Annotated in this window: 15 protein-coding genes and 1 pseudogene; 6 read left to right on the top strand and 10 right to left on the bottom strand. The window is 47.0% G+C overall.

Annotation, left to right across the window (positions count from 1 at the left end):
* Positions 1-164: 164 nt before the first annotated feature.
* Positions 165-1,502, top strand: coding sequence for a dGTP triphosphohydrolase (dgt, locus tag BST85_RS10260; RefSeq protein ID WP_104813986.1), 1,338 nt, complete (start codon positions 165-167; stop codon positions 1,500-1,502).
* 120 nt (positions 1,503-1,622) lie between these two features.
* On the top strand, positions 1,623-4,217 hold the full coding sequence (locus BST85_RS10255) for a T9SS-dependent M36 family metallopeptidase (RefSeq protein WP_104813153.1): 2,595 nt from the start codon (positions 1,623-1,625) through the stop codon (positions 4,215-4,217).
* A 54-nt stretch (positions 4,218-4,271) separates the two neighbouring features.
* Here the strand turns inward: BST85_RS10255 and BST85_RS10250 are convergent.
* A pseudogene (locus BST85_RS10250) lies at positions 4,272-6,036 on the bottom strand (1-deoxy-D-xylulose-5-phosphate synthase).
* A 54-nt stretch (positions 6,037-6,090) separates the two neighbouring features.
* Here BST85_RS10250 and BST85_RS10245 point away from each other — a divergent pair.
* Positions 6,091-6,540, top strand: coding sequence for a nucleoside deaminase (locus tag BST85_RS10245; protein WP_104813152.1), 450 nt, complete (start codon positions 6,091-6,093; stop codon positions 6,538-6,540).
* A gap of 49 nt (positions 6,541-6,589) precedes the next feature.
* On the opposite strand, the gene BST85_RS10240 is transcribed toward BST85_RS10245, so the two are convergent.
* The 7 genes from BST85_RS10240 to BST85_RS10210 form a co-directional block, all read right to left on the bottom strand.
* Positions 6,590-6,790, bottom strand: coding sequence for a cold-shock protein (locus BST85_RS10240; protein WP_104813151.1), 201 nt, complete (start codon positions 6,788-6,790; stop codon positions 6,590-6,592).
* 92 nt (positions 6,791-6,882) lie between these two features.
* On the bottom strand, positions 6,883-7,128 hold the full coding sequence (locus BST85_RS10235; protein WP_104813150.1) for a hypothetical protein: 246 nt from the start codon (positions 7,126-7,128) through the stop codon (positions 6,883-6,885).
* Between the two features lie 24 nt (positions 7,129-7,152).
* Positions 7,153-8,901: an aspartate--tRNA ligase gene (gene aspS / locus BST85_RS10230; RefSeq protein ID WP_104813149.1), complete on the bottom strand. Its 1,749-nt coding sequence runs from the start codon at positions 8,899-8,901 to the stop codon at positions 7,153-7,155.
* Between the two features lie 147 nt (positions 8,902-9,048).
* Positions 9,049-12,603, bottom strand: coding sequence for an efflux RND transporter permease subunit (locus BST85_RS10225; protein ID WP_104813148.1), 3,555 nt, complete (start codon positions 12,601-12,603; stop codon positions 9,049-9,051).
* A gap of 3 nt (positions 12,604-12,606) precedes the next feature.
* The gene (locus tag BST85_RS10220; protein WP_104813147.1) at positions 12,607-13,779 is read right to left on the bottom strand and encodes an efflux RND transporter periplasmic adaptor subunit; all 1,173 of its coding nucleotides are present in this window, start codon (positions 13,777-13,779) and stop codon (positions 12,607-12,609) included.
* A 19-nt stretch (positions 13,780-13,798) separates the two neighbouring features.
* Positions 13,799-15,154, bottom strand: coding sequence for a TolC family protein (locus BST85_RS10215; RefSeq protein ID WP_104813146.1), 1,356 nt, complete (start codon positions 15,152-15,154; stop codon positions 13,799-13,801).
* A 10-nt stretch (positions 15,155-15,164) separates the two neighbouring features.
* Positions 15,165-15,770: a TetR/AcrR family transcriptional regulator gene (locus BST85_RS10210; RefSeq protein ID WP_104813145.1), complete on the bottom strand. Its 606-nt coding sequence runs from the start codon at positions 15,768-15,770 to the stop codon at positions 15,165-15,167.
* A 119-nt stretch (positions 15,771-15,889) separates the two neighbouring features.
* Between BST85_RS10210 and BST85_RS10205 the strand changes: the two genes are divergently transcribed.
* A complete protein-coding gene (locus BST85_RS10205; protein ID WP_104813144.1) occupies positions 15,890-16,864 on the top strand; it encodes a polyprenyl synthetase family protein in 975 nt (324 codons plus the stop codon).
* On the opposite strand, the gene BST85_RS10200 is transcribed toward BST85_RS10205, so the two are convergent.
* Both BST85_RS10200 and BST85_RS14600 read right to left on the bottom strand, forming a co-directional pair.
* Positions 16,861-17,280, bottom strand: coding sequence for an alpha-ketoglutarate decarboxylase (locus BST85_RS10200; protein ID WP_104813143.1), 420 nt, complete (start codon positions 17,278-17,280; stop codon positions 16,861-16,863). The genes BST85_RS10205 and BST85_RS10200 overlap by 4 nt on opposite strands.
* A 6-nt stretch (positions 17,281-17,286) precedes the next feature.
* The gene (locus BST85_RS14600) at positions 17,287-17,415 is read right to left on the bottom strand and encodes a hypothetical protein (protein ID WP_281259709.1); all 129 of its coding nucleotides are present in this window, start codon (positions 17,413-17,415) and stop codon (positions 17,287-17,289) included.
* Between the two features lie 111 nt (positions 17,416-17,526).
* Between BST85_RS14600 and BST85_RS10195 the strand changes: the two genes are divergently transcribed.
* Positions 17,527-20,262, top strand: coding sequence for a 2-oxoglutarate dehydrogenase E1 component (locus tag BST85_RS10195; RefSeq protein WP_104813142.1), 2,736 nt, complete (start codon positions 17,527-17,529; stop codon positions 20,260-20,262).
* Positions 20,263-20,291: 29 nt separating this feature from the next.
* Positions 20,292-21,503: a 2-oxoglutarate dehydrogenase complex dihydrolipoyllysine-residue succinyltransferase gene (gene odhB, locus BST85_RS10190; protein ID WP_104813141.1), complete on the top strand. Its 1,212-nt coding sequence runs from the start codon at positions 20,292-20,294 to the stop codon at positions 21,501-21,503.
* Positions 21,504-21,630 lie beyond the last annotated feature (127 nt).

The following is a 21,630-nucleotide window of genomic DNA, read 5'->3' as shown; positions in this document are numbered from 1 at the left end:
ATTAAACACGCTCAAATCTACACCTCGGTATTGATCTTGATTTTATCTTGACGTTATCAATGATTCCCTTGATGTTATCTTATCTTTAGAAGACCTTATCCGTATATTTAGCCTGTGTTAAATGCCCTGGTATTTTACCAGTATATCTACAAGATCACACTATGATGCAATGGGAGCAATTGCTGTCGCTGAGGCGATCTGGCGACAAGAACAAACGAATAAGACAAGAGCAGGACGAGACCCGTTTGGGTTTCGAAGTTGACTACGATAGGATCATATTTTCCTCCGCTTTCAGAAGCCTTCAAGACAAGACACAGGTCATACCATTGAGCAGTACCTCCTTTGTCCATACCAGGCTGACTCATAGTTTGGAGGTAAGCGTTGTTGGCCGATCCTTGGGTAGACTTGTGGGCCAAGCTTTGTTACAACGACATCCCTATCTGGAGACTACCCATGGGTATCGTTTTAACGATTTTGGAGCCATAGTCGCTTCTGCTGCTCTAGCTCATGATATAGGAAACCCACCATTTGGGCACAGCGGAGAGAAGGCAATTGGGACTTACTTTCTGCAAGGTGAAGGACAGCGTTTCAAGTCCCAACTCACTGACGCCCAATACCAGGATCTGGTAGATTTTGAAGGGAATGCCAATGGATTCAGGATATTGACCGAATCCAGAGATGGTATTTCCGGAGGTCTCCGGCTGTCCTATGCCACCTTGGGTGCATTTATGAAGTATCCCAAGGCATCCTTACCTAAAAAGCCAACCACGGCCATAGCCGATAAGAAATATGGGGTCTTTCAAAGTGAATTGCCCTTTTTTGAGGAGTTGACCACTGAGTTAGGTCTGATCTCACAAGGTGATGGCCGGTATTGCCGCCATCCATTGGCCTATCTGGTGGAAGCAGCAGATGATATTTGCTATACCATTATCGATTTCGAAGACGGCATCAACTTGGGTTGGATCGATGAGGAATTTGCCTTGGAATACCTGGTCAATTTGGTCAAGGATCGCATAGATACCACCAAATATCACAAACTGGAACAACGGGCAGACCGGGTTTCCTATTTGCGTTCGCTGGCTATAGGTACCTTGATCAATGAGGCTGTCGAGCGATTCCTAGATAACGAAGAGCAGATCCTAAAGGGTCAACTGAATCACGGTTTACTGGACGGCTGTCGTTATGAGGCCCAGATCGAAGATATACTCAAGATCAGTCGGGAAAAGATCTACCAAAGCCAGGAAGTAACGGATAAAGAACTTTCGGGATATCGGGTACTGACAAGTCTGGTACACGCCTATACCACTGCCCTGGAGGGACAAAGAAGTGGAAATCCCACCCCATTTGATTCACTGTTGTTAAGAAATTTTCCCTTTCAGGTGAAAAGTAACACCCCGGTTTACGACTACCTCATGAAATCCTGTCACCTTGTTTCCCAGTTAACGGATGGTAATTCGTTGCAGATTTTTCACAAAATCGCGGGAAATCCAGAAAAAAGTTAAACAAACCAGGGAATATTAAACGATAATTTGATTATTCTGAAGTTTCAGGTTATTTTTATCGACTTTAAGTTCGGGCCCTATCAACCTGAACAAACCAAGCTTTAACACTAAACTCTCGCCATGAAAAAGTTATTACTCTCGCTGGCCGTACTGGCTAGTTTTTCTTTACAGGCTCAACAGGACTTTACCCAAGTCGTTCGATCCTATTTGAACACCAATCGAGCTACATTGGGATTGAATGCCCAAGACTTCTCTGACATCATTCAGGCCAATCAAAGTTGGTCCTCCAGTATGGAGATCAACAATGTGTATATGGTTCAGCGTGTAGAAGGAATTGAGATCTTCAATTCTACATCTGCCTTTGCAATCGCCAACAACGGACAGGTAAAGTATGCGGCCATGTCTTTTGTGCCTGCAGCAAGAGCCAAGATCAATACGACCAATCCTTCCATTAATGCTGCATCAGCCATTAGTAGAGCTGCCCAGAAATATGGTCTTGGTCAACCGGTCAATCTGGAAGCGTTGGAGGAGAGACCTGACGGAACCTTAGTTTTCAGTGACGGACAGATCTCCATGAATGAGATCCCCGTTAAGTTGGTCTTTCAACCCATGGAGGACGGAGGTCTTCGTTTGGCTTGGGACCTGAGCATATTCTTGCTGGATGGAAGTCACTACTATTCTGCGCGGATCGATGCCCAGACAGGAGAGCTGATCCACGAATTGGATTGGGTAGTGAGCTGTAGCTTCGGGACAGAACCACACAGCCATGCCGGTCATAGTTCTAAGGAAGAATTAAGCATGTTATTCCCGGCATCTGCTGCAGCAGGCGGCAGCAACCAATATCGTGTTTTCCCTGCGCCTATCGAGAGCCCGAATCACGGGAACGACCAATTGGTTCAAGATCCGTCAAGTAGTAATGCCTCTCCATTTGGATGGCATGATACCAATGGATCTGCCGGTGCAGAATTTACCATCACTCGTGGAAACAACGTATGGGCACAGGAAGATAGAAACGCCAACAACGGTGTAGGTTTTTCTCCGGACGGAGGAGCCGACCTTAATTTCGACTTCCCATTCAATTTTAACACTGCACCTGTGAATATGCAGGAGGCAGCGATCACTAACTTATTTTACTGGAATAACTTGATCCATGACGTGATGTACGAATATGGATTCACTGAGGCCAATGGTAATTTCCAGGAGAATAACTACGGAAACGGCGGTGCCGGAAGTGACTCGGTAAACGCTGATGCTCAAGACGGCGGAGGAACCAACAACGCTACCTTCGGAACTCCACCGGACGGAAACAATCCAAGGATGACCATGTTCCTTTGGTCTCCAAGCGGCCCTGCGGGAGAACCATTGACCATCAATGGCGGACCTTTGGCAGGACAATACGAAGGAATTGCGGCCCAGTTTGGAGCTCCACTGCCGTCTACACCACTAACCGGTGACCTGGCGTTGCTGGAAGACAACAATGCCGGAGAATCTACGGATGCTAACGACGGATGTGATCCTATCACCAATGGGGGATCCTTAAACGGAAAGATCGTTGTGATCAGAAGAGGATCTTGTGAGTTTGGAACGAAGATCTTAGCCGCTGAAAATCAGGGGGCAATAGCCGTGATCATGGTCAATAATGTTGGAGGAGCCCCTATCGCGATGGGAGCCGGAGCTGAGGGAGGAAGTGTAACTATTCCATCCATCATGGTGAATCAGTCGGATGGAGAGGACATCATCGATCTGCTAGATGGAGGTGGAAATATTAATGCATCATTAGAAGAGGCCGGACCATATGCCATCGATGGGGATGTGGATAACGGTATCATTGTACACGAATATGGACATGGTATATCCAACCGTCTTACCGGAGGTCCTGGAAACACAGGTTGTCTGAGTAACGACGAGCAAATGGGAGAAGGCTGGAGTGACTACTTCGGACTGATCATGACCATGCAGCCAGGTGACCAAGGAGGAGATATCCGTGGAATTGGTACTTACGCTATCGGTCAACCGACCAATGGTGGCGGGATTCGACCTGCGCCGTACAGCACAGATTTTGCCATTAATGACTTTACTTATGCCAACACCAATAGCGGTGTAAGCCAGCCTCACGGGATCGGATTCGTATGGGCGACCATGCTTTGGGACCTGACCTGGGCCTTGATCGATGAGTATGGTTTTGATGCGGATCTGTATAACGGAAATGGAGGAAATAACATCGCGTTGCAATTGGTTATGGACGGTTTGAAGCTACAGAACTGTAGCCCCGGGTTCGTTAACGGAAGGGATGCCATCCTGGAGGCTGACGAATTGGCCAACGGAGGTGCTAACCGCTGTTTGATCTGGGCTGTATTTGCCAACCGTGGATTGGGTGAGAGTGCTTCCCAGGGAAGTGCCTTTAACCGGTCTGACCAGACAGAGGCCTTTGATCTTCCTGTAGAATGTACCCTAGGATTTGAAGATAGAGATTCAGGTAATGGTGTTATCATCTACCCGAATCCGACAAGAGATCAGATCAATCTGCGTTCGCTCACTAACATAGGCGATGCACAGGTAACTATTACAGACTTGAATGGTCGAGTGGTACTGACCTCTGAAGTAGATCTTAGCACAATTGGTACTATCAATACTTCGGCTCTGAGAGCTGGATTGTACCTGGTGCAGATCCAAAGTGAGAACTTTACACAAACAACGAAACTGATCGTTCAGTAAAAGATCAGTTCTAGTAATATTGAAATCCCGTTCGCTTTGCCGGACGGGATTTTTTTATGCGTACTGCAGTAAGGTATTTGCGATGTCCTGAACAGAGATACCTGCCTCGGTCTTAAGTTCTTCTACAGAGGCGTGCTGTGGGAAGTAGTTGTCTACACCAAGTCTGATAATTTTTCCCTTGTAGTTGTATTCGGCTGCTACTTCCAAGATGGCACTCCCAAACCCACCTTGAATTACACCGTCTTCCACAGAAATTAGTATTTCATACTGATCAAAGATCTCCAATAGCAACTCCTTGTCGAGGGGGTTCAGAAAGCGCATATCAAAATGACCAATATCCAATTGGGTCAAGTCTATGGCGTCTTCCGCCTGGTAAGCTGTTGTTCCTAAGGAAAGAACGGCTATTTTTTTGCCCTTCCGCAATATCTCGCCTTTCCCTTGGACTATCTCTTGTAAGTCCTTTTCCCATTGGATCACCCTGTCCCGACCCCTGGGGTATCTTATCGCCCAGGGACCATCGATCTGAGTCTGTGCGGTATAAAGCAGATTTCGAAGTTCTATCGCATTTCTAGGAGCCACAATGGTCAGGTTAGGGATGCACCTTAGATAAGCCAAGTCAAAAATCCCGTGATGAGTAGCCCCATCCTCTCCAACCAGGCCAGCCCGATCCAGGCAGAAGACCACTGGCAAATTCTGAAGGCATACATCGTGGATCACTTGGTCATATGCGCGTTGCAAAAAGGTCGAGTAGATATTGCAAAAAACACGATATCCCTGGGTGGCCATACCTGCCGCAAGCGTTACGGCGTGTTGTTCCGCAATTCCTACGTCAAAGGCACGATCCGGAAAGGCTTCTATCATGAATTTTAAAGAGCTTCCTGTAGGCATGGCTGGAGTGATACCCATGATCTTCGGATTAGAAGTCGCTAATTGCACTAGGGTTTTTCCAAAAACGTCTTGAAATTTCGGACCCTCAGATACTGGGTTTCCGGTAATCAGTTCGCCGGTATCCGCATCGAATTTACCCGGGCATGATAGCGTACCTGATCCTCTTCAGCCTTGCGTAGTCCCTTTCCTTTGGTGGTGACTATATGGAGCAGACGTGGACCTTCTAATTGGCGCAAACGCTCAAACTCTTCTACTAATGCCAGTAGATCATGGCCGTCCACCGGCCCGGAATAGTTTAAATTGAACGCATTGAAAAGGGCTGATGCACCGCCGGGTTTTCCTGGAGATGTTCGTGCCAGATAGTCTTTTAGTGCCCCTACACTGGGATCTATTCCAATGGCATTGTCATTCAGTACAATAAGCAAGTTGGCACCTGTAACTCCAGCGTGATTCATGGCCTCAAAGGCCATACCACTGGCAATGGAAGCATCTCCAACTACCGCAATATGTTGCCTTTTGCTATCCCCAGAAAGCTGAGAGGCCATGGCCATTCCCAAGGCAGCCGAGATAGCTGTGCTGCTGTGACCAGTTCCAAAGGTGTCATAAGGACTTTCCCCCGTTTGGGGAATCCGCTAATGCCATCTTTTTGTCGGTTGGTGTGGAAAATATCACGCCTTCCCGTAAGGATCTTATGACCATAAGCCTGATGACCCACGTCCCAAACCAGCAGGTCATCTGGTGTTTGAAAGACATAATGAAGGGCGATCGTCAACTCTACAACACCCAAACTCGCCCCAAGATGACCTTCCTTGGTGGCGACAATACGGATAATAAAATCCCGTAGTTCTGATGCCAATTGGGTCAATTGTGAAGGTTCCAGCAAACGAAGGTCTGCCGGTTCATTGATCTGCTCTAATAGCGGATGTTTCATCGACCCAAAGATACGGCTTGAGTTTGTACTTTTGTTTCATTGAATAGGCATCAAATGATCACTCCTTTCGACGACAATCACTTTATGAAACAAGCCTTGAACGAGGCCAAACGGGCTTTCGATAAGGACGAAGTTCCGATAGGCGCTGTAGTAGTGGCCAAAGGACAGGTCATAGCCAGGGCGCATAACCTGACCGAAACCCTGAACGATGTGACCGCGCATGCTGAGATGCAGGCCATTACGGCTGCGGCCAACTATCTTGGGGGTAAATACCTGAAAGACTGTACCCTATACGTAACCTTGGAGCCTTGTAGCATGTGTGCGGGCGCCTTATTTTGGAGCCAGATTTCCAAAGTTGTTTTTGGAGCCACCGATCCGGGTAGAGGTTATCAAGAAAAGGGGGTTGATCTTCATCCCAAGACGATAGTAAAACAAGGTGTGTTAGCCAAGGAATGTGGAGATCTGCTCAAGTTGTTCTTTGAAGGGAAAAGACAATCCAAATAAAAAATCCCTCCGTAAGGGAGGGATTCATTTGGTTGGTTAATGGTGTATATTATTCGTTGACCACTTTTACATCGGTCGCGATTCTTCCTTTTCTGCCATCGGCTTCACTATACTCCACTTTGTCTCCCTGGTTAAGGGTGGTTTGTCCGTCAAGACTGGTTACGTGTACAAAGATATCCTGACCGGTCTCATCGTTGGTGATAAAGCCGTATCCCTTTGACTCGTTAAAGAATTTTACTGTTCCTTCCATAATAAGGGTAAATGATAATTAAGTAGTAAAGGTAAGTAAATGCTCGAATCAGAAGAAAATGAATTGACGAGATTTTTATTAAAAATTGATTTTCAGAGGTTTTTGTCCTTGCTGTAACCCCTCATTTTGTCAATGTTTTCCTTAGTTAACATGTAATCCTTGACACTTCTGTTTTTCCATCTGTGGTAGATAAATATGGGCATCCAAAGGAAGAAAAATGCCGCTACAGCTATCCCAATCAGAAAATTTCCACCTTCCAGATCGTCCGGTTTGACCACAAATCCGCTTATCCCAGTGATCAAAATAGCAAGGAAAGAGACGATTAAAAAGTATTTCACAACTTCTAAGCTAGTAAAATTAGCCTACAGATCCAGTCTGATATGCAACTCCTTCAATTGTTCATCATCGATATTGGCCGGAGCGTCTATCATCACATCCCTTCCAGAATTGTTTTTTGGGAAGGCGATAAAATCACGAATGGTCTCCTGACCTCCCAGTATGGATACAAGCCTGTCTAGTCCAAAAGCGATCCCTCCATGAGGTGGTGCCCCGTATTGGAAAGCATCCATTAGGAAACCGAACTGGGCCTTAGCCTCTTCTGGGGTGAATCCCAGGTGATCAAACATCAGGGACTGAACTTCTTTATCGTGAATTCGAATGGAACCTCCACCGATTTCATTTCCGTTCAGTACCAAGTCATAGGCATTGGCTCTTACTGCAGCCGGATCGGTGTCCAGCATGTCCAATTGTCCTGGTTTAGGAGAAGTGAAAGGGTGGTGCATAGCGTGAAAACGCTCTGTCTCTTCATCCCACTCCAGTAGGGGGAAGTCAATTACCCATAATGGAGCAAACTCGTCCGCCTTACGAAGTCCAAGGCGCTCTCCCATCTCCATCCTCAGCGCACTGAGTTGTGCTCTCACCTTATTGGCGTCACCACTCAATACACAGATCAGGTCTCCTGCCTCAGCTCCGGTTACATCAGCCCAATTCTTCAAGTCGTCCTGATCGTAGAATTTATCAACGGAAGATTTGAAACTACCGTCCTCGTTGCAGCGCACATAGACCATGCCCAGGGCTCCGATCTGTGGTCGCTTCACCCAGTTTATCAACCCGTCGATCTGCTTGCGGGACATTTCATTTCCTCCAGGTACGGCAATTCCAACTACCAGTTCGGCTTGATTGAAAACATTGAATTCCTTGTGCTGACTAACCTCATTCAATTCGCCAAATTCCATCCCAAAACGGATATCCGGCTTGTCATTTCCATATCGCTTCATGGCCTCATCGAAGGTCATGCGGGGGAAATCGCCTATTTCCACTCCGTTGATCTCCTTCAGGAGATGACGGGTTAACCCCTCAAAGGTTTGGAGAATATCTTCTTGCTCTACAAAGGCCATCTCGCAGTCTATCTGGGTAAATTCCGGTTGACGATCTGCCCTGAGATCTTCGTCACGAAAGCACTTCACGATCTGGAAGTAGCGATCCATTCCCCCGACCATCAGTAGTTGCTTGAAGGTTTGTGGGGACTGGGGCAAAGCGTAAAATTGACCTTCATTCATTCTGGATGGCACTACAAAGTCCCGGGCGCCTTCCGGGGTCGATTTGATCAGGTAAGGGGTTTCCACCTCTACGAAATCCTGTGCGGACAGATAATTCCGGACGGCCATGGTCACCTTGTGTCTGAAGATCAGGTTCTCTCGCACAGGCTTACGGCGAATGTCCAGGTAGCGGTATTTCATGCGTAGATCATCACCACCATCCGTGTCGTCCTCTATGGTGAATGGAGGAGTTAGGGACTCATTCAGTATCTTGAATTCCTGTACCAGAATCTCGATATCACCGGTAGGGATATTGGGATTCTTGGACTCTCGTTCGATTACTTTTCCTGTAGCTTGCACCACGAACTCGCGTCCGAGTTCGGCCGCCATTTTCATTACATCGGCATCCGTTCTTTCCTCGTCAAAGATCAATTGAGTGATCCCGTATCGATCCCGCAGGTCGACCCAGATCATAAATCCTTTGTTTCTCGTTTTTTGAACCCAACCGGACAAGGTTACTTCCTTGCCGGTATCGCTGGCTCTCAATTGGTCATTGGTGTGTGTCCTGTACATGCCTGATGTGCTTAAATGCTCCCTGCTATGATGCTAAGGGATAGCGGGCGCAAAGGTACAAAGAAACAAGACATCAACTCCTGTTTTTCCAACTCCTTCAGCCTATTGCCCCCATAAAAAAACCCTCCACTGGGGAGGGTTTTAACTTTAGGCGGCAGCCTTCAGTTCTTCGGACGTTTGTTCGTCCTTAGTCCGCCAATTCCTCAGACGGATCTTTACCTTATAGATTATGTAAAACAATAATGGCACGATGATCAAGGTCAAGAAGGTCGCAATGATCAATCCGTAGATCACGGCCCAGGCCAATGGCCCCCAGAAAATCACATTGTCTCCACCCAGGTAGAAGTTGGCATCGAATTCCGAGAACATGGAGAAGAAATCGATATTCACCCCAATGGCCAATGGGATAAGACCCAATACTGTGGTAATGGCGGTTAGAATAACGGGCCGCAAACGGGCGCGTCCACCTTGAACGATGATCTTTTTGACCACATCCTTTTCCAGCAAAGCATTATCTGGTAAATCCAATTCGACGATCTTCCTGTCTATCAGCAGTTGGGTGTAATCCAAGAGAACCACCCCGTTATTCACTACAATCCCTGCCAGGGAGATAATTCCCATCATGGTCATCATGATCACGAAGGAAGCTCCGGTAGCCAGGATACCTCCAAATACTCCGATAAAGCTCAGGAAGATGGCTATCATGATGATGGTTGGCTTGGAGATCGAGCTAAATTGGAAGATCAGCAACAGCATGATCAAACCGAGTCCTGCAAAGAAAGCACCCATCAAAAAGGCCATCTGCTTGTTTTGTTCTTCGATCTGTCCAGTGTAATCGATATCCACAGTAGCGGGCAAGTTATTAAATGATTCCATCTCGGATTGGATATTGCTTACCACGGCAGCAGCATCTGTGAAGCCAGGAGCCAGCCCAGAGTAAACAGTAACCACCCTGCGGGTATCCCGGTGCTTGATGGCACTAAAGGATGAAGTATTCCGCTGGGAGGCCACAGCCGAGATCGGCACTTCCTTGATCTGCCCACTGGACTGATCACGGAAGGTAATATTCTGGTCAAATAGGGCAGAAGTGCTGTAGCGTTCGTTCTTATCAAAGCGCACATAGATGTCGTAGTCTTCCCCATCTTCCTTGTAAACCCCGGCTTTTTCACCAAAAAGGGAACGTCGAAGTTGGTTTCCAACCCGTCCGGCCGGAACTCCTAATTCCCCAGACTTCTCCCGATCCACAACCACTTGCATGGATGGTTTGCCTTTGTTTACGTCTATCTTCAATTCGTCAATTCCCGCAATATTGCGATCGTTGATGAAATTCCGCATACCTTCGGCAGTAGCGATCAGTTCGTCGTAGTTGTTTCCGCGCAATTCGATGTTGATCGGATAACCAGCCGGTGGTCCAACAGCATCTTTTTCTACGGAAATCGCGACCCCAGGGTAAATACCCTTAAGTGCCTCTTGCACCTTAGCGCGCAGGATCTCAGTGTCCTTTCCTTCGCGGTATTTGTATTCCCGCATGGTGGCGGTGATCTTACCACGGTGGGGCATTTCGGCACTACTTCCTCCGTCTGTATTTGGATTACCTGCACCTTCTCCAACCTGTGATACCGCAGACTCCACCAGGAAATTATAAGCACTACCTTCCATATACTCCTCGTTGTTCACAACGGCGTTCACACGGCGCTCAATGGCCTTGGTGATCTCGTTGGTCTTATCGATGTCTGTTCCTTCCGGGTATTCGATATAGACGATGATCTGGTTGGGCGTATTGTCCGGGAAGAATTCTACTGCTGTCCTTTGAGAACCAACAGAAGCACCGAAGCCCATAAATACGAGGAACAGCAGCCCAAATATCCCGATCACGAAGCCGGTTGGGCGCCATCCGTTCAAGGCCCAGGCCAGGAAGCGTTGATAACTGCTTTCCAGGCGAGAAAGGATATTCCGTTGAAAGTAAGTAGCCGCACGTTTTAAGAAATAGCGATAGATCCAGAACATAAGAGTGACTACGATCATCAGGGTTCCCAGACCACGGACCGCTCCACCTGTGATATAGATGAATAATCCCAACGGAACCATAATGGCAGAAAGTCGAATGAGTTGTTTCCTGGATAGGACTTTTTCTCCCACTTCCATAAAACGGGATACCAACATAGAGTTGATGAATATGGCTACGAATAAGGACGATCCCAATACAACCGATAAGGTGATCGGGAAATAGATCATGAATTCGCCCATTACCCCTGGCCAGGTTCCCAGCGGGACAAAGGCCGCGACCGTTGTTGCTGTAGAAATAATAATGGGGAAAGCAATCTCTCCAATCCCTTTTTTGGCTGCTTCTACACGGGACATACCTTCTTCGTCCATCAATCGATAGACATTCTCGACCACTACGATTCCGTTATCCACCAGCATCCCGAGTCCCATGATGAGCGCAAATAGTATCATAGTATTCATGGTATAGCCCAGGGCCGATAGTATCATGAAGGACATGAACATGGACATGGGGATGGCAAACCCAACAAAGAGGGCGTTCCTAAACCCAAGGAAGAACATCAATACGCCAACCACCAGGATGATCCCGAAGATGATGTTGTTCACCAGGTCATTGACCTGGTTATTCGTTTTGGCAGATTGGTCGTTGGCCTTGGTCACCGTCAGGTCTGCAGGAAAAATATTGGCCACGACCTCGTCTACAATGACGTTTATCTTCTCTACAGCCTCGATCATATTCTCTCCGGAACGTTTCTTTACATCCAGCATGACCACGCTGCGACCAACTTGCTCGTTGGACGGTACGGCTTCTTCGCGCTCGGCACTGGCCGTTAGGTCTCGGGCAAAGGTAGTCTTGTCCTTTTCTCCAAAACTAACTGTCGCGATATCCCGTAGGTAGATGGCTCCGTTCTCCGATTTGACCACAAAGTTCTCCAGTTGTCCGGGGTCCTCTACTTCACCCAGTATACGGATCGTCCGTCTCTGACCACTGGTGATCAGGTTTCCGGCAGACATAGTCATATTCTCATTCCGAATGGCATTGATCACATCGTCAAAACTGACCTGTGCAGCCATCATGCGATAGACATCGACGGCAACTTCTACTTCCTTATCCTGGGCTCCGCGAATATCGGCGGCTTTGATCTCCGGTAATTCTTCGATCTCATCCTGTAGGTACTCTGCAAATTCCTTGAGTCTTTCTACCGGATAGTCCCCCGATATATTCAAGTTCAGTATGGGCATTTCCTCGCTCAAACTCAAGTCAAAGACATTGGGCTCGACCTTAGCGTTGTTAAAGGTGGGCCAGTCTTCGTTGGCCTTCTTGCTGTCTACCTCGTCCTTGACCTTTTGTTTGGCCTGTTCTACCGCGATGTCTTCATCAAATTCTACGGTAATGATCCCATAATCCTCTTGGGAGGTACTCAGGATCTCCACTACATTGGAGATGTTTCGCAACTCTTCCTCCAAAGGGTCCACGATCAGTCGCTCAATATCCTCTGCCGTATTTCCAGGGTAAGGGATGGAGATGTAGATCTTGGTCTCATTGATCTCGGGGAAGTTTTCTCGGGGCATACTGAAGTAAGCCGATCCTCCAAGGATCAGGAACATGGCGATCATCACATAGATGATGGTAGGATTGTCGATCGCCCAGCTAGACAGGCGAAATTCTTTGTTGACTTTTTTGCTTTTGGCGCTCATGACTTACTGGTTTAGTATTTGAACATTTTGTCCGTCCTTCACCGTACGGGCACCTTCCACAATAATGGACTCCCCAGTCGAAATTCCGGAGGTCACCTCGGTATAATCCCCTTGGGTAAGCCCTGTGGTAATGATCTTTCTCTTGGCCATGACACCGGCTCCATTATTGGTGGTATCATTCATAACCACGTATACATATTGCTCTCCAAGTGCATTTTCTGAGATAACGCTTAGAGGGATAAGTAAGGCCTTGGGATTGGTGTAATCATTGATCCGTAAACGGGCCGTCAGGTTGGGTTTGATGTTACCAGTATTGTTAGGCACGTCCACTTCTATACTAAATGACCTATTACTAGGTTTGATGTAGTTCCCGGTTTGTCTTACTTGGGAAGAAATGGTCTCTCCCAAAATAGGTAGGTTGATGGCCACATCTTTACCCGGAGTTACCGTTTTCAGGTAGCGTTCCGGTACTTCTGCCTCGATGTACATGTCGTCCAGGTTGACTATGCGGAACAAGGCCTGGCCAGGTGAAACAACAGTTCCCTGATCGGTAATCACATCGTCGATAGTACCACTGAAAGGGGCAGTGATCTGCGTTTTGCCCAACTGACTCTCTAATTGGTCTACTGCGTTTTTAGCGGCTTCATAGTTGGTCTTGGCTTGGAGGTATTGGATCTCTGAACCGATCTGTTGATCCCAAAGTCGTTTTTGACGCTCATAGGTGGTTCTGGCCAGTTCTTCCTGTACCTGTAGCTGTCCAAGTTGACTGCCTAGACCACCGTCATCGATCTGGGCCAGGAGTTGTCCTTTTCTTACGGCATCTCCTTCTTTGACCAAGACGCGGATCAGTGTCCCTTGATATTCCGGATAAATGATCACATTTTGCTTGGTGGTTACATTCCCTTGAACCTCGATAAAGTGTCTGAACAAGGTGTCGTTGATGGTTGCTGTGGTCACCAGAGCAAGGTTTTCACTTTTGTCCAGTTCCCTGATCGCTTCATCGATCATGTTGAGTTGGGCCTGAAGCTCATCTTGCTGTGCTTTGACCTCCGAACGTTTGGCTCGGATCTGTTCCAGGTTGCCATCGGCGATCAGGTCGTCCACACTCTGCTGCCCTCCACCTCCACAGGCGACTAGGGTCAGGATAACAGCGATTAAGGCGATTATATTTTTCATGTTGATAGGTGTTATCGGATTAATTGTTTATGTCGAGTTGAGGTGTATTGAGTACAGTTTCCAGATCGGCTTTGGCATTGACCACTTCCAGCATGGAGAAGAAATAATCCTGCTGAGCCGTATACAGTTGCAATTGGGCCTGTCTGAGTTCGAAACTAGTGGCGATACCCTCAGAATACTTGATCTCATTCTTGTTTTCTACACGTTCCGCCAGGTCCAGGTTACGTTTGTTGTTCTTATAGGTCTCAATGGCAAGTAAATAATTGTTTCGGGCCGTATTAACCTCCACTTGCACATTTTGAATCGTTTCTTGTAGATTAGTCGCTGCCTTATCCACTTCTATTCGGGCCTGTTGCGATCTGGATTTTCGCATTCCACTGCTGAATATGGGGACACTCATTCGAACACCCAGGGTGGAGGACTGAAACCAAGGTTGACTGGATCTGAAAAAATCGAAGTCATTACTAAAGGAAGAAGTTCCGTAATTGATGAACGCAGTTAGTCTTGGCAGGTAAAAGGAGTTTTCCAGTTTGAGCTCTAAGTCTCTCTGTTGGGTAAGATTGTAAGCGATCTTATAGTCGATGTTTTCTTCAATATTGAAATTGGTCTCCATGAACTCCAAGTTGATATTTTCTTGGGTCAGATCGTCCAAGGTGTCTTCCAGGACCACAGTGGCGGCGACATCGATTCCCAAGGCGACATTGAAGAGTTCCTTGGCCAGGATATAACTTCGCTTAGAATTATTGAGCTGAGTGGTTATATCCAGTAAGGTGATCTCTAATTGCTCCACATCCTCCTCTTCGGCTAATCCGTTTTCGAAGGTCTTTTGAGTTTCGAACAAGTTCTTTTCCAGGTTTACTTTGTTTCTGGTAAAAATGTCAATGATCTCTTCCGCTAATAACACACTGCCATAGGCATTGATCACCCCGCGACGGACTTCCAAACCGGCCTTTTCTCCTGCATTTTCAGAAAAGTCGAGAAAGGCGTCGGCTGCCTGCAGCCCGACTAGATAACTCCCGTCGAAGATCAACTGATCCAGGGTAGCTACGAGGTTAGCGTTTTGCTCGGTCCCAAAAACGACTGGGACAAAGGTGCCGGGCTCCCCTCCGGTGATCTCACCGGGGATCAGGGTCACTGGTTGCTTTAACAGGTTTTGATAGCTCACATCGGCATTGATCTGTGGTAAACCACTTGATATGGCTTCCCATTTCTGCTTGATCGCGATAGCAATGTCCCGACGGGCATTGATGGTAGTGTAACTGCTATCTATAGCGAATTCGATGGCTTCTTCCAGGGTAAAACTGTATGTCTGTTCCTGGGCCAGCAGCGGAGTACCACTGAATAGCAAAATTGATAGGACAATTTTTTTGAACATGATTAATTGATTATTCCAGGTTAGAGTGTATGATCTGATTGAGTATTTTTCTTCCTTTTGGTGTCACGATCCCTCTGAGGTGATATTCCAGAAAGGTGCTGTACAAGGTCTCCCCGTCGAAGGACTCGGGAGGGAACAACTGGTCATCCTTAATGCCGGTTACCCCAACAAAGTAAATTCTGGATACAAACTGAACATCTATGTTCTCCCTAAATAGGCCTTGTTCCAGCCCACGGTTGAGGTTTTCCACCACGCACTTCTGCATATAATTGAATTGCCTCTTTTTGATGGACTCATGAATATGTGGATAGTACTTCCGGAGTTGATACCAGGGGGAGTCTCTCTCGTTTCCGACGTGTTTGATGACCAATTTTTTGATCTCGTAGATTTCTTCGATCGGATTGTGGTTCAGTTCGCCAATACAGTCGATACCATGGCACACAGATTCGAAAAGATCGTCCACGACCACAGCGACTATAGCTTCTTTATTATTGAAGTGACTGTAGATGGTTTTCTTGGAAATAGCCATGTCCTGAGCTATATCGTCCATGGTAATGCTCTTAAAGCCATGGGTCATAAATAGCTGAGCTGCAGTCTGAAGGATTTGATCTTTCATGGGGGCAAATCTAGTTTGGAAACTTTAGAAACAAATAAAGTTTCCGGCGTTTTTACAATAATTTAACATTGACCAATCTCAGCTGATCTGGCCGCATGTATTATTTTAGCGCGAGATTTATGGAATCACTCAACACCTACAGAACTCAGTTGGAGACCTACCTGGATAAGCAGGTTGAAAAGGAAGAGCCTCAACAACTATACGATCCCATTCGCTACATTCTGTCCCTTGGTGGTAAGCGGCTAAGGCCAACACTCACCCTGATGGCGGCAGAGATTTTTGGGTCGAAATCTCAAAAAGCAATTCCGGCTGCATTGGCTGTCGAGCTGTTTCACAATTTTTCGCTAATCCATGACGATATCATGGATGAAGCACCACTGAGACGGGGAAAGGAAACGGTCCATCAGAAGTGGGATTTGAACACAGGCATCCTTTCTGGAGACGCTATGCTGATCCTCGCCTATCAGCTCTTTGAGCAGTATGAGCCAGCCCTTTTCAGGGACTTGGCCGTTCTTTTTTCACAAACGGCCATCGAGGTTTGTGAAGGGCAGCAATACGATATGGATTTTGAGACCAGGGATGATGTCAGCATTCCGGAATATTTGCGAATGATCGAATTCAAAACGGCCGTTCTGGTTGGAGCTTCGCTCAAAATGGGGGCATTAGTTGCCGGTGCAACAGAAGAGAGCGCCAACTCCATCTATCATTTCGGACGCCTACTTGGACTGGCTTTCCAATTGCAGGACGACTACCTGGACGCTTTTGGGGACCCGGAGAAATTTGGGAAGCAAGTTGGAGGCGATATCATCAGTAATAAAAAGACCTATCTCTATTTAAAGGCCTTGGAATTGTCAGCACCGGCAGACGGAGAATCTCTACGGCAATTGTACAGTGTTCAGCCGGCGGACCCTTCGGAAAAAGTAGATACCGTGATGGATCTCTTTGTACAAAGCGGAGCCGATAAAGCTATTCAAAAGGCCGTCGAATACTTCACGATAAAGGCCAACGAAGAACTAGATAATATCGATCTTTCCGACCAGGCTAAGCAACAGTTTAGGGACTTTGGCCTTTGGTTGATGAATCGTTCCACCTAGAAGTATACCCGAACAAAGGGAACCCAGGGATTATTGTAGATACTGCGAGAACTGTCGTAGAGGACATCAAAACGTATTCCCACAGAAACATTCCGATTTCCATAACCGAGGCCAAGGAATAGTCCCGGATACCAATAACTTTCATCTTCTATGGCCAGGAAATCCTCGTAGGTACGATTGACATACAATTGTTCGAATTCCGCAGAGAGTTGAAGATCTCTAATTGGATTGAAAAGGGATATCACGCTAACACCCACTATGGTCGAATTGTACTCGTTGTCAAAGCTGTTGTAGGTAAAATTCAGACCCATCCCCAAGGCTACCTTTTCGTTAAAAGGATAAATGGCACTGGGTGCCAAGGTGCCACTGAAAAATCCGCTTCCAAAGCTGAGCCCTATTCCGCCTCCATAACGCAACTGAGACTAAAACGAGGGAGGAGGTACTCCGGCATCGACCTGTTGTTGATCTTGAGCACTGACCGGATCGATGAAAATAAAAAGCAACAGGATAAACCCAAAAATACTCGAGGAATGAGATCGGCTTAGCTTCATGGTTTATGGGCTTTAGGCTATCCATAAATATATGAAAAGCAGCAAGTGCATAAGGGGATTTATTGTATTTTTGTACCGTTTTAATTCAATTTAACGCCGAATTCTTCGGTTATGGATAGATTCTCATTTCTCAACGCAGTTCATCCATCTTTCATCGCTGAACTTTACGATAAATACCTACAGTTCCCGGATAGTGTGGAACCTAGCTGGCGATCTTTTTTTCAGGGCTTTGACTTTGCCCTGGAGCACGGTTCCTTGGAAGAACTGGGGATAGAGGCAGAACATGTGCCAGAACAAGTTCTCAAAGAGTTCCAGGTGATCAAATTGATCGATGGTTACAGAAGCAGAGGACATTTATTCACCAGGACGAATCCGGTACGGGAAAGAAGAAAGTATTCCCCAAGCTTGGAGATAGAGAATTTCGGGTTAACCCAGGCCGATCTAACCACTACGTTCAAAGCAGGTGAGGTTTTGGGAATGGGTGAAGCTACCTTGCAACAGATCCTGGATCATTTGCAGAAGATCTACCGTGAATCCATAGGGATCGAGTATATGTATATTCGGAAACCGGAAGAGATCCAATGGATACAGAATAAGCTCAACATCAATGAAAATCATCCAAACTTTACCGTTGAGCAAAAGAAGCACCTGCTAAAGAAACTGAACGAAGCTGTTTCGTTCGAAACTTTTCTACACACCAAATACGTCGGTCAAAAACGCTTTTCTCTGGAAGGGGGAGAAAGCCTGATCCCAGCCCTGGATATTCTGATAGAATCTGCAGCTAACAAAGGAGTGCAGGAATTTGTCATGGGGATGGCTCACCGCGGGAGATTAAGCACTTTGACCAACATCTTTGGAAAAGACGCCAAGGATATCTTCAGCGAATTTGATGGCAAGGATTACGAGCAGGCCATCTTTGATGGTGACGTTAAATATCACTTGGGATGGACCTCCCGCCGGGAGACGGCCAGTGGTAAAGAGATCAACCTGAATATAGCACCCAATCCTTCTCACCTGGAAACCGTTGGTTCCGTGGTTCAGGGTATTGCCAGGGCTAAGCAGGACAGACTGTACAAGGATGAGATCAAAGCCGTACTGCCCATAGTAGTGCACGGGGATGCCGCTATTGCCGGTCAGGGACTGGTTTACGAGGTAGTCCAAATGGCCCAATTGGATGGATACCGGACAGGAGGGACCATTCATGTAGTTGTGAACAACCAGATCGGGTTTACCACCAACTACCTGGATGCCCGTTCTTCAACCTACTGTACCGACGTAGGTAAGGTTACTTTGAGCCCGGTATTACACGTGAACGCCGACGATGTTGAGGCTGTTGTGCACGCCATGCAGTTCGCGTTAGACTTCCGTATGGAATTTGGACGAGATGTCTTTATCGATCTGTTGGGTTATCGGAAGTATGGTCACAATGAAGGTGATGAGCCTCGCTTTACTCAGCCTAAGCTGTATAAGGCGATAGCTAAACATAAGAACCCGAGGGACATCTATGCCGAACGGCTGATTGCTGAGGGAGTCATTGACCAGGCCTACGTTCGTTCCTTAGAAGAGGAGTACAAGAAAAAATTGGAAGTTGACCTGGAAGATTCCAGGAAAGAAGATAAGACGGTCATTACTGGTATCATGCAAGAGGCGTGGGACGGTTTTCACTATGCCCGAGAGGATAAGATGAACGCACCCGTGGATACCACCGTTTCCATGGAACTACTGACCGAAGTTGCAACAACCATTACCCAACTACCGGAAGACAAGAAGTTCCTCAGGAAGATCGTAAGATTGGTGGATGGACGTCGCAAGATGTTCTTTGAAGACAATCAGCTGGACTGGGCCATGGCCGAGTTGCTGGCCTACGGGACCTTAATGAAACAGGGGTACGATGTCAGGATGTCCGGGCAAGATGTGGAACGGGGTACCTTTTCTCACCGGCATGCTGTGATCAAGGTGGAGGACAGCGAAGAAGAGATACTGCTGTTGAACAAGTTGGAAGATGCAGGTGATTTCTATATCTACAACTCCCTACTTTCAGAGTATGGGGTAGTTGGTTTTGATTATGGCTATGCAATGGCTAGCCCTAAGACACTCACCATCTGGGAAGCTCAGTTCGGAGATTTCAGCAATGGAGCCCAGATCATGATCGACCAGTATATTTCTGCTGCGGAAGACAAGTGGAAGACCCAGAACGGATTGGTGATGTTACTGCCGCACGGCTACGAAGGTCAGGGCGCAGAGCACTCATCGGCCCGAATGGAAAGATACCTGCAGTTGTGTGCAACGGACAATATGTTCGTGGCCAATTGTACCACTCCTGCTAATATGTATCATATGTTGAGGCGTCAAATGGTTGTAGATTACCGCAAACCACTTATTGTATTTACGCCCAAGAGTTTGCTGAGACATCCTAGGGTGTTGTCCACAAAAGAAGAGTTTGCCAACGGTACGTTCCACCGTTTGATAGACGATGAGACTGCAGATGCGAAGAAAGTGAAGACCCTGGTCTTTGTCAGCGGTAAGTTCTACTACGATCTGTTAGAGAAGCAAGAAGAATTAGGGCGTGATGATGTGGCTCTGGTTCGTATCGAACAACTGTTCCCATTACCAAAGACTGAGATCGAAGCGACCATTGCCAAGTACAAAGGAGCGAAAGATGTCGTATGGGCGCAGGAGGAACCTCAAAATATGGGTGCCTATGGACATTTGTTGATGCATTTTAAACCGGCCCGTTCATTCCGTGTATGCAGCCGACGCTTCTATGCGGCGCCCGCCTCAGGAAGTTCAGTGCGGTCAAAATCGAGGCATCAAGAAGTAATTGAAAGCGTTTTTAATCCAGAATAAAAAGACACAATTCTAATTCAACATACCACATTATGTTAGAAATGAAAGTACCCTCGCCAGGAGAATCTATCACTGAGGTCGAAATCGCCCAGTGGTTGGTCGAGGATGGAGACTACGTAGAAAAAGACCAGGCAATTGCCGAGGTCGATAGTGATAAAGCCACTCTCGAATTGCCAGCTGAGGCCAGTGGGATCATTACCTTGAAAGCAGAAGAAGGTGATGCCGTTGCTGTTGGCGAGGTGGTCTGTTTGATAGACACTGATGCCGCTCGACCTGAAGGCGATAGCGCCCCGGAAGCAGCTGCCGAGAAGCCGGCTTCTAAAAAGGAAGAGCCTGTTAAAGAGGCACCGAAAAAGGAATCTTACGCTACAGGAACCCCCTCTCCTGCAGCCAAGAAGATACTGGACGAAAAAGGAATTGCCCCCGCTGAGGTAAAAGGCAGTGGCCGCGATGGCCGTATCACCAAACAGGATGCCGTGGATGCTACACCATCCATGGGAACTCCTGGTACTGGGAATCGCGGATCTGAACGGAAGAAACTCAGCATGCTCAGACGTAAAGTTGCGGAGCGATTGGTTTCTGCCAAGAATGAGACTGCCATGCTAACCACCTTTAACGAGGTTGACATGAGTCCAATATTTGCACTTCGCAGTGAGTACAAAGAGACCTTCAAGGAAAAGCATGGTGTGGGACTGGGCTTTATGTCTTTCTTTACCCTGGCAGTAGTTAGGGCATTGGAACTTTATCCGGATGTCAATTCCATGATTGACGGAGATTACAAGATCACCTACGATTTTAAGGATATTTCCATTGCGGTTTCCGGACCCAAGGGTCTGATGGTGCCTGTTATCAGAAACGCTGAGAACCTGACCTTCCGAGGTGTAGAAGCCGAGGTCAAAAGATTGGCCATCAGAGCGAGAGATGGAGAGATCACCGTAGACGAAATGACTGGAGGTACCTTTACCATTTCGAACGGTGGGGTCTTTGGAAGTATGCTTTCTACCCCAATTATCAACCCACCTCAATCCGGGATATTAGGAATGCACAACATCGTGGAGAGACCAATCGTTAAGGATGGTCAGATCGTAATTGCTCCGATCATGTATGTGGCCCTTTCTTATGATCACCGCATTATCGATGGAAGAGAATCTGTTGGGTTCCTGGTCGCTGTAAAGGAGGCCTTGGAGAATCCGGTAGAGTTACTTATGAATAACGATGTAAAGAAGGCCCTCGAGCTTTAGTCACTTTTACATAGATATGAAAAAACCCGGTCTCAGGACCGGGTTTCTTGCTTAGTTAGTTGAAAACTTACTTAACTCAAACTTACTTAAATATTACAAAATAGCTGACAAAGTTTAGGAGAACAAC

It is taken from the genome of Aureitalea marina, from assembly GCF_002943755.1.
GTDB classification, from domain to species: Bacteria; Bacteroidota; Bacteroidia; order Flavobacteriales; family Flavobacteriaceae; genus Aureitalea; species Aureitalea marina.
The sequence above is the reverse complement of the archived record's forward strand: the minus strand, read 5'-3'. Positions and strand labels throughout refer to the sequence as shown.

Excerpts from the sequence above, each read along its gene's own strand:
- dgt (WP_104813986.1), top strand. The coding sequence starts at position 165 with ATGCAATGGGAGCAATTGCTGTCGCTGAGGCGATCTGGCGACAAGAAC.
- BST85_RS10255 (WP_104813153.1), top strand. The coding sequence starts at position 1,623 with ATGAAAAAGTTATTACTCTCGCTGGCCGTACTGGCTAGTTTTTCTTTA.
- BST85_RS10245 (WP_104813152.1), top strand. The coding sequence starts at position 6,091 with ATGATCACTCCTTTCGACGACAATCACTTTATGAAACAAGCCTTGAAC.
- BST85_RS10240 (WP_104813151.1), bottom strand. The coding sequence starts at position 6,790 with ATGGAAGGAACAGTAAAATTCTTTAACGAGTCAAAGGGATACGGCTTT.
- aspS (WP_104813149.1), bottom strand. The coding sequence starts at position 8,901 with ATGTACAGGACACACACCAATGACCAATTGAGAGCCAGCGATACCGGC.
- BST85_RS10225 (WP_104813148.1), bottom strand. The coding sequence starts at position 12,603 with ATGAGCGCCAAAAGCAAAAAAGTCAACAAAGAATTTCGCCTGTCTAGC.
- BST85_RS10220 (WP_104813147.1), bottom strand. The coding sequence starts at position 13,779 with ATGAAAAATATAATCGCCTTAATCGCTGTTATCCTGACCCTAGTCGCC.
- BST85_RS10215 (WP_104813146.1), bottom strand. The coding sequence starts at position 15,154 with ATGTTCAAAAAAATTGTCCTATCAATTTTGCTATTCAGTGGTACTCCG.
- BST85_RS10210 (WP_104813145.1), bottom strand. The coding sequence starts at position 15,770 with ATGAAAGATCAAATCCTTCAGACTGCAGCTCAGCTATTTATGACCCAT.
- BST85_RS10205 (WP_104813144.1), top strand. The coding sequence starts at position 15,890 with ATGGAATCACTCAACACCTACAGAACTCAGTTGGAGACCTACCTGGAT.
- BST85_RS14600 (WP_281259709.1), bottom strand. The coding sequence starts at position 17,415 with ATGAAGCTAAGCCGATCTCATTCCTCGAGTATTTTTGGGTTTATCCTG.
- BST85_RS10195 (WP_104813142.1), top strand. The coding sequence starts at position 17,527 with ATGGATAGATTCTCATTTCTCAACGCAGTTCATCCATCTTTCATCGCT.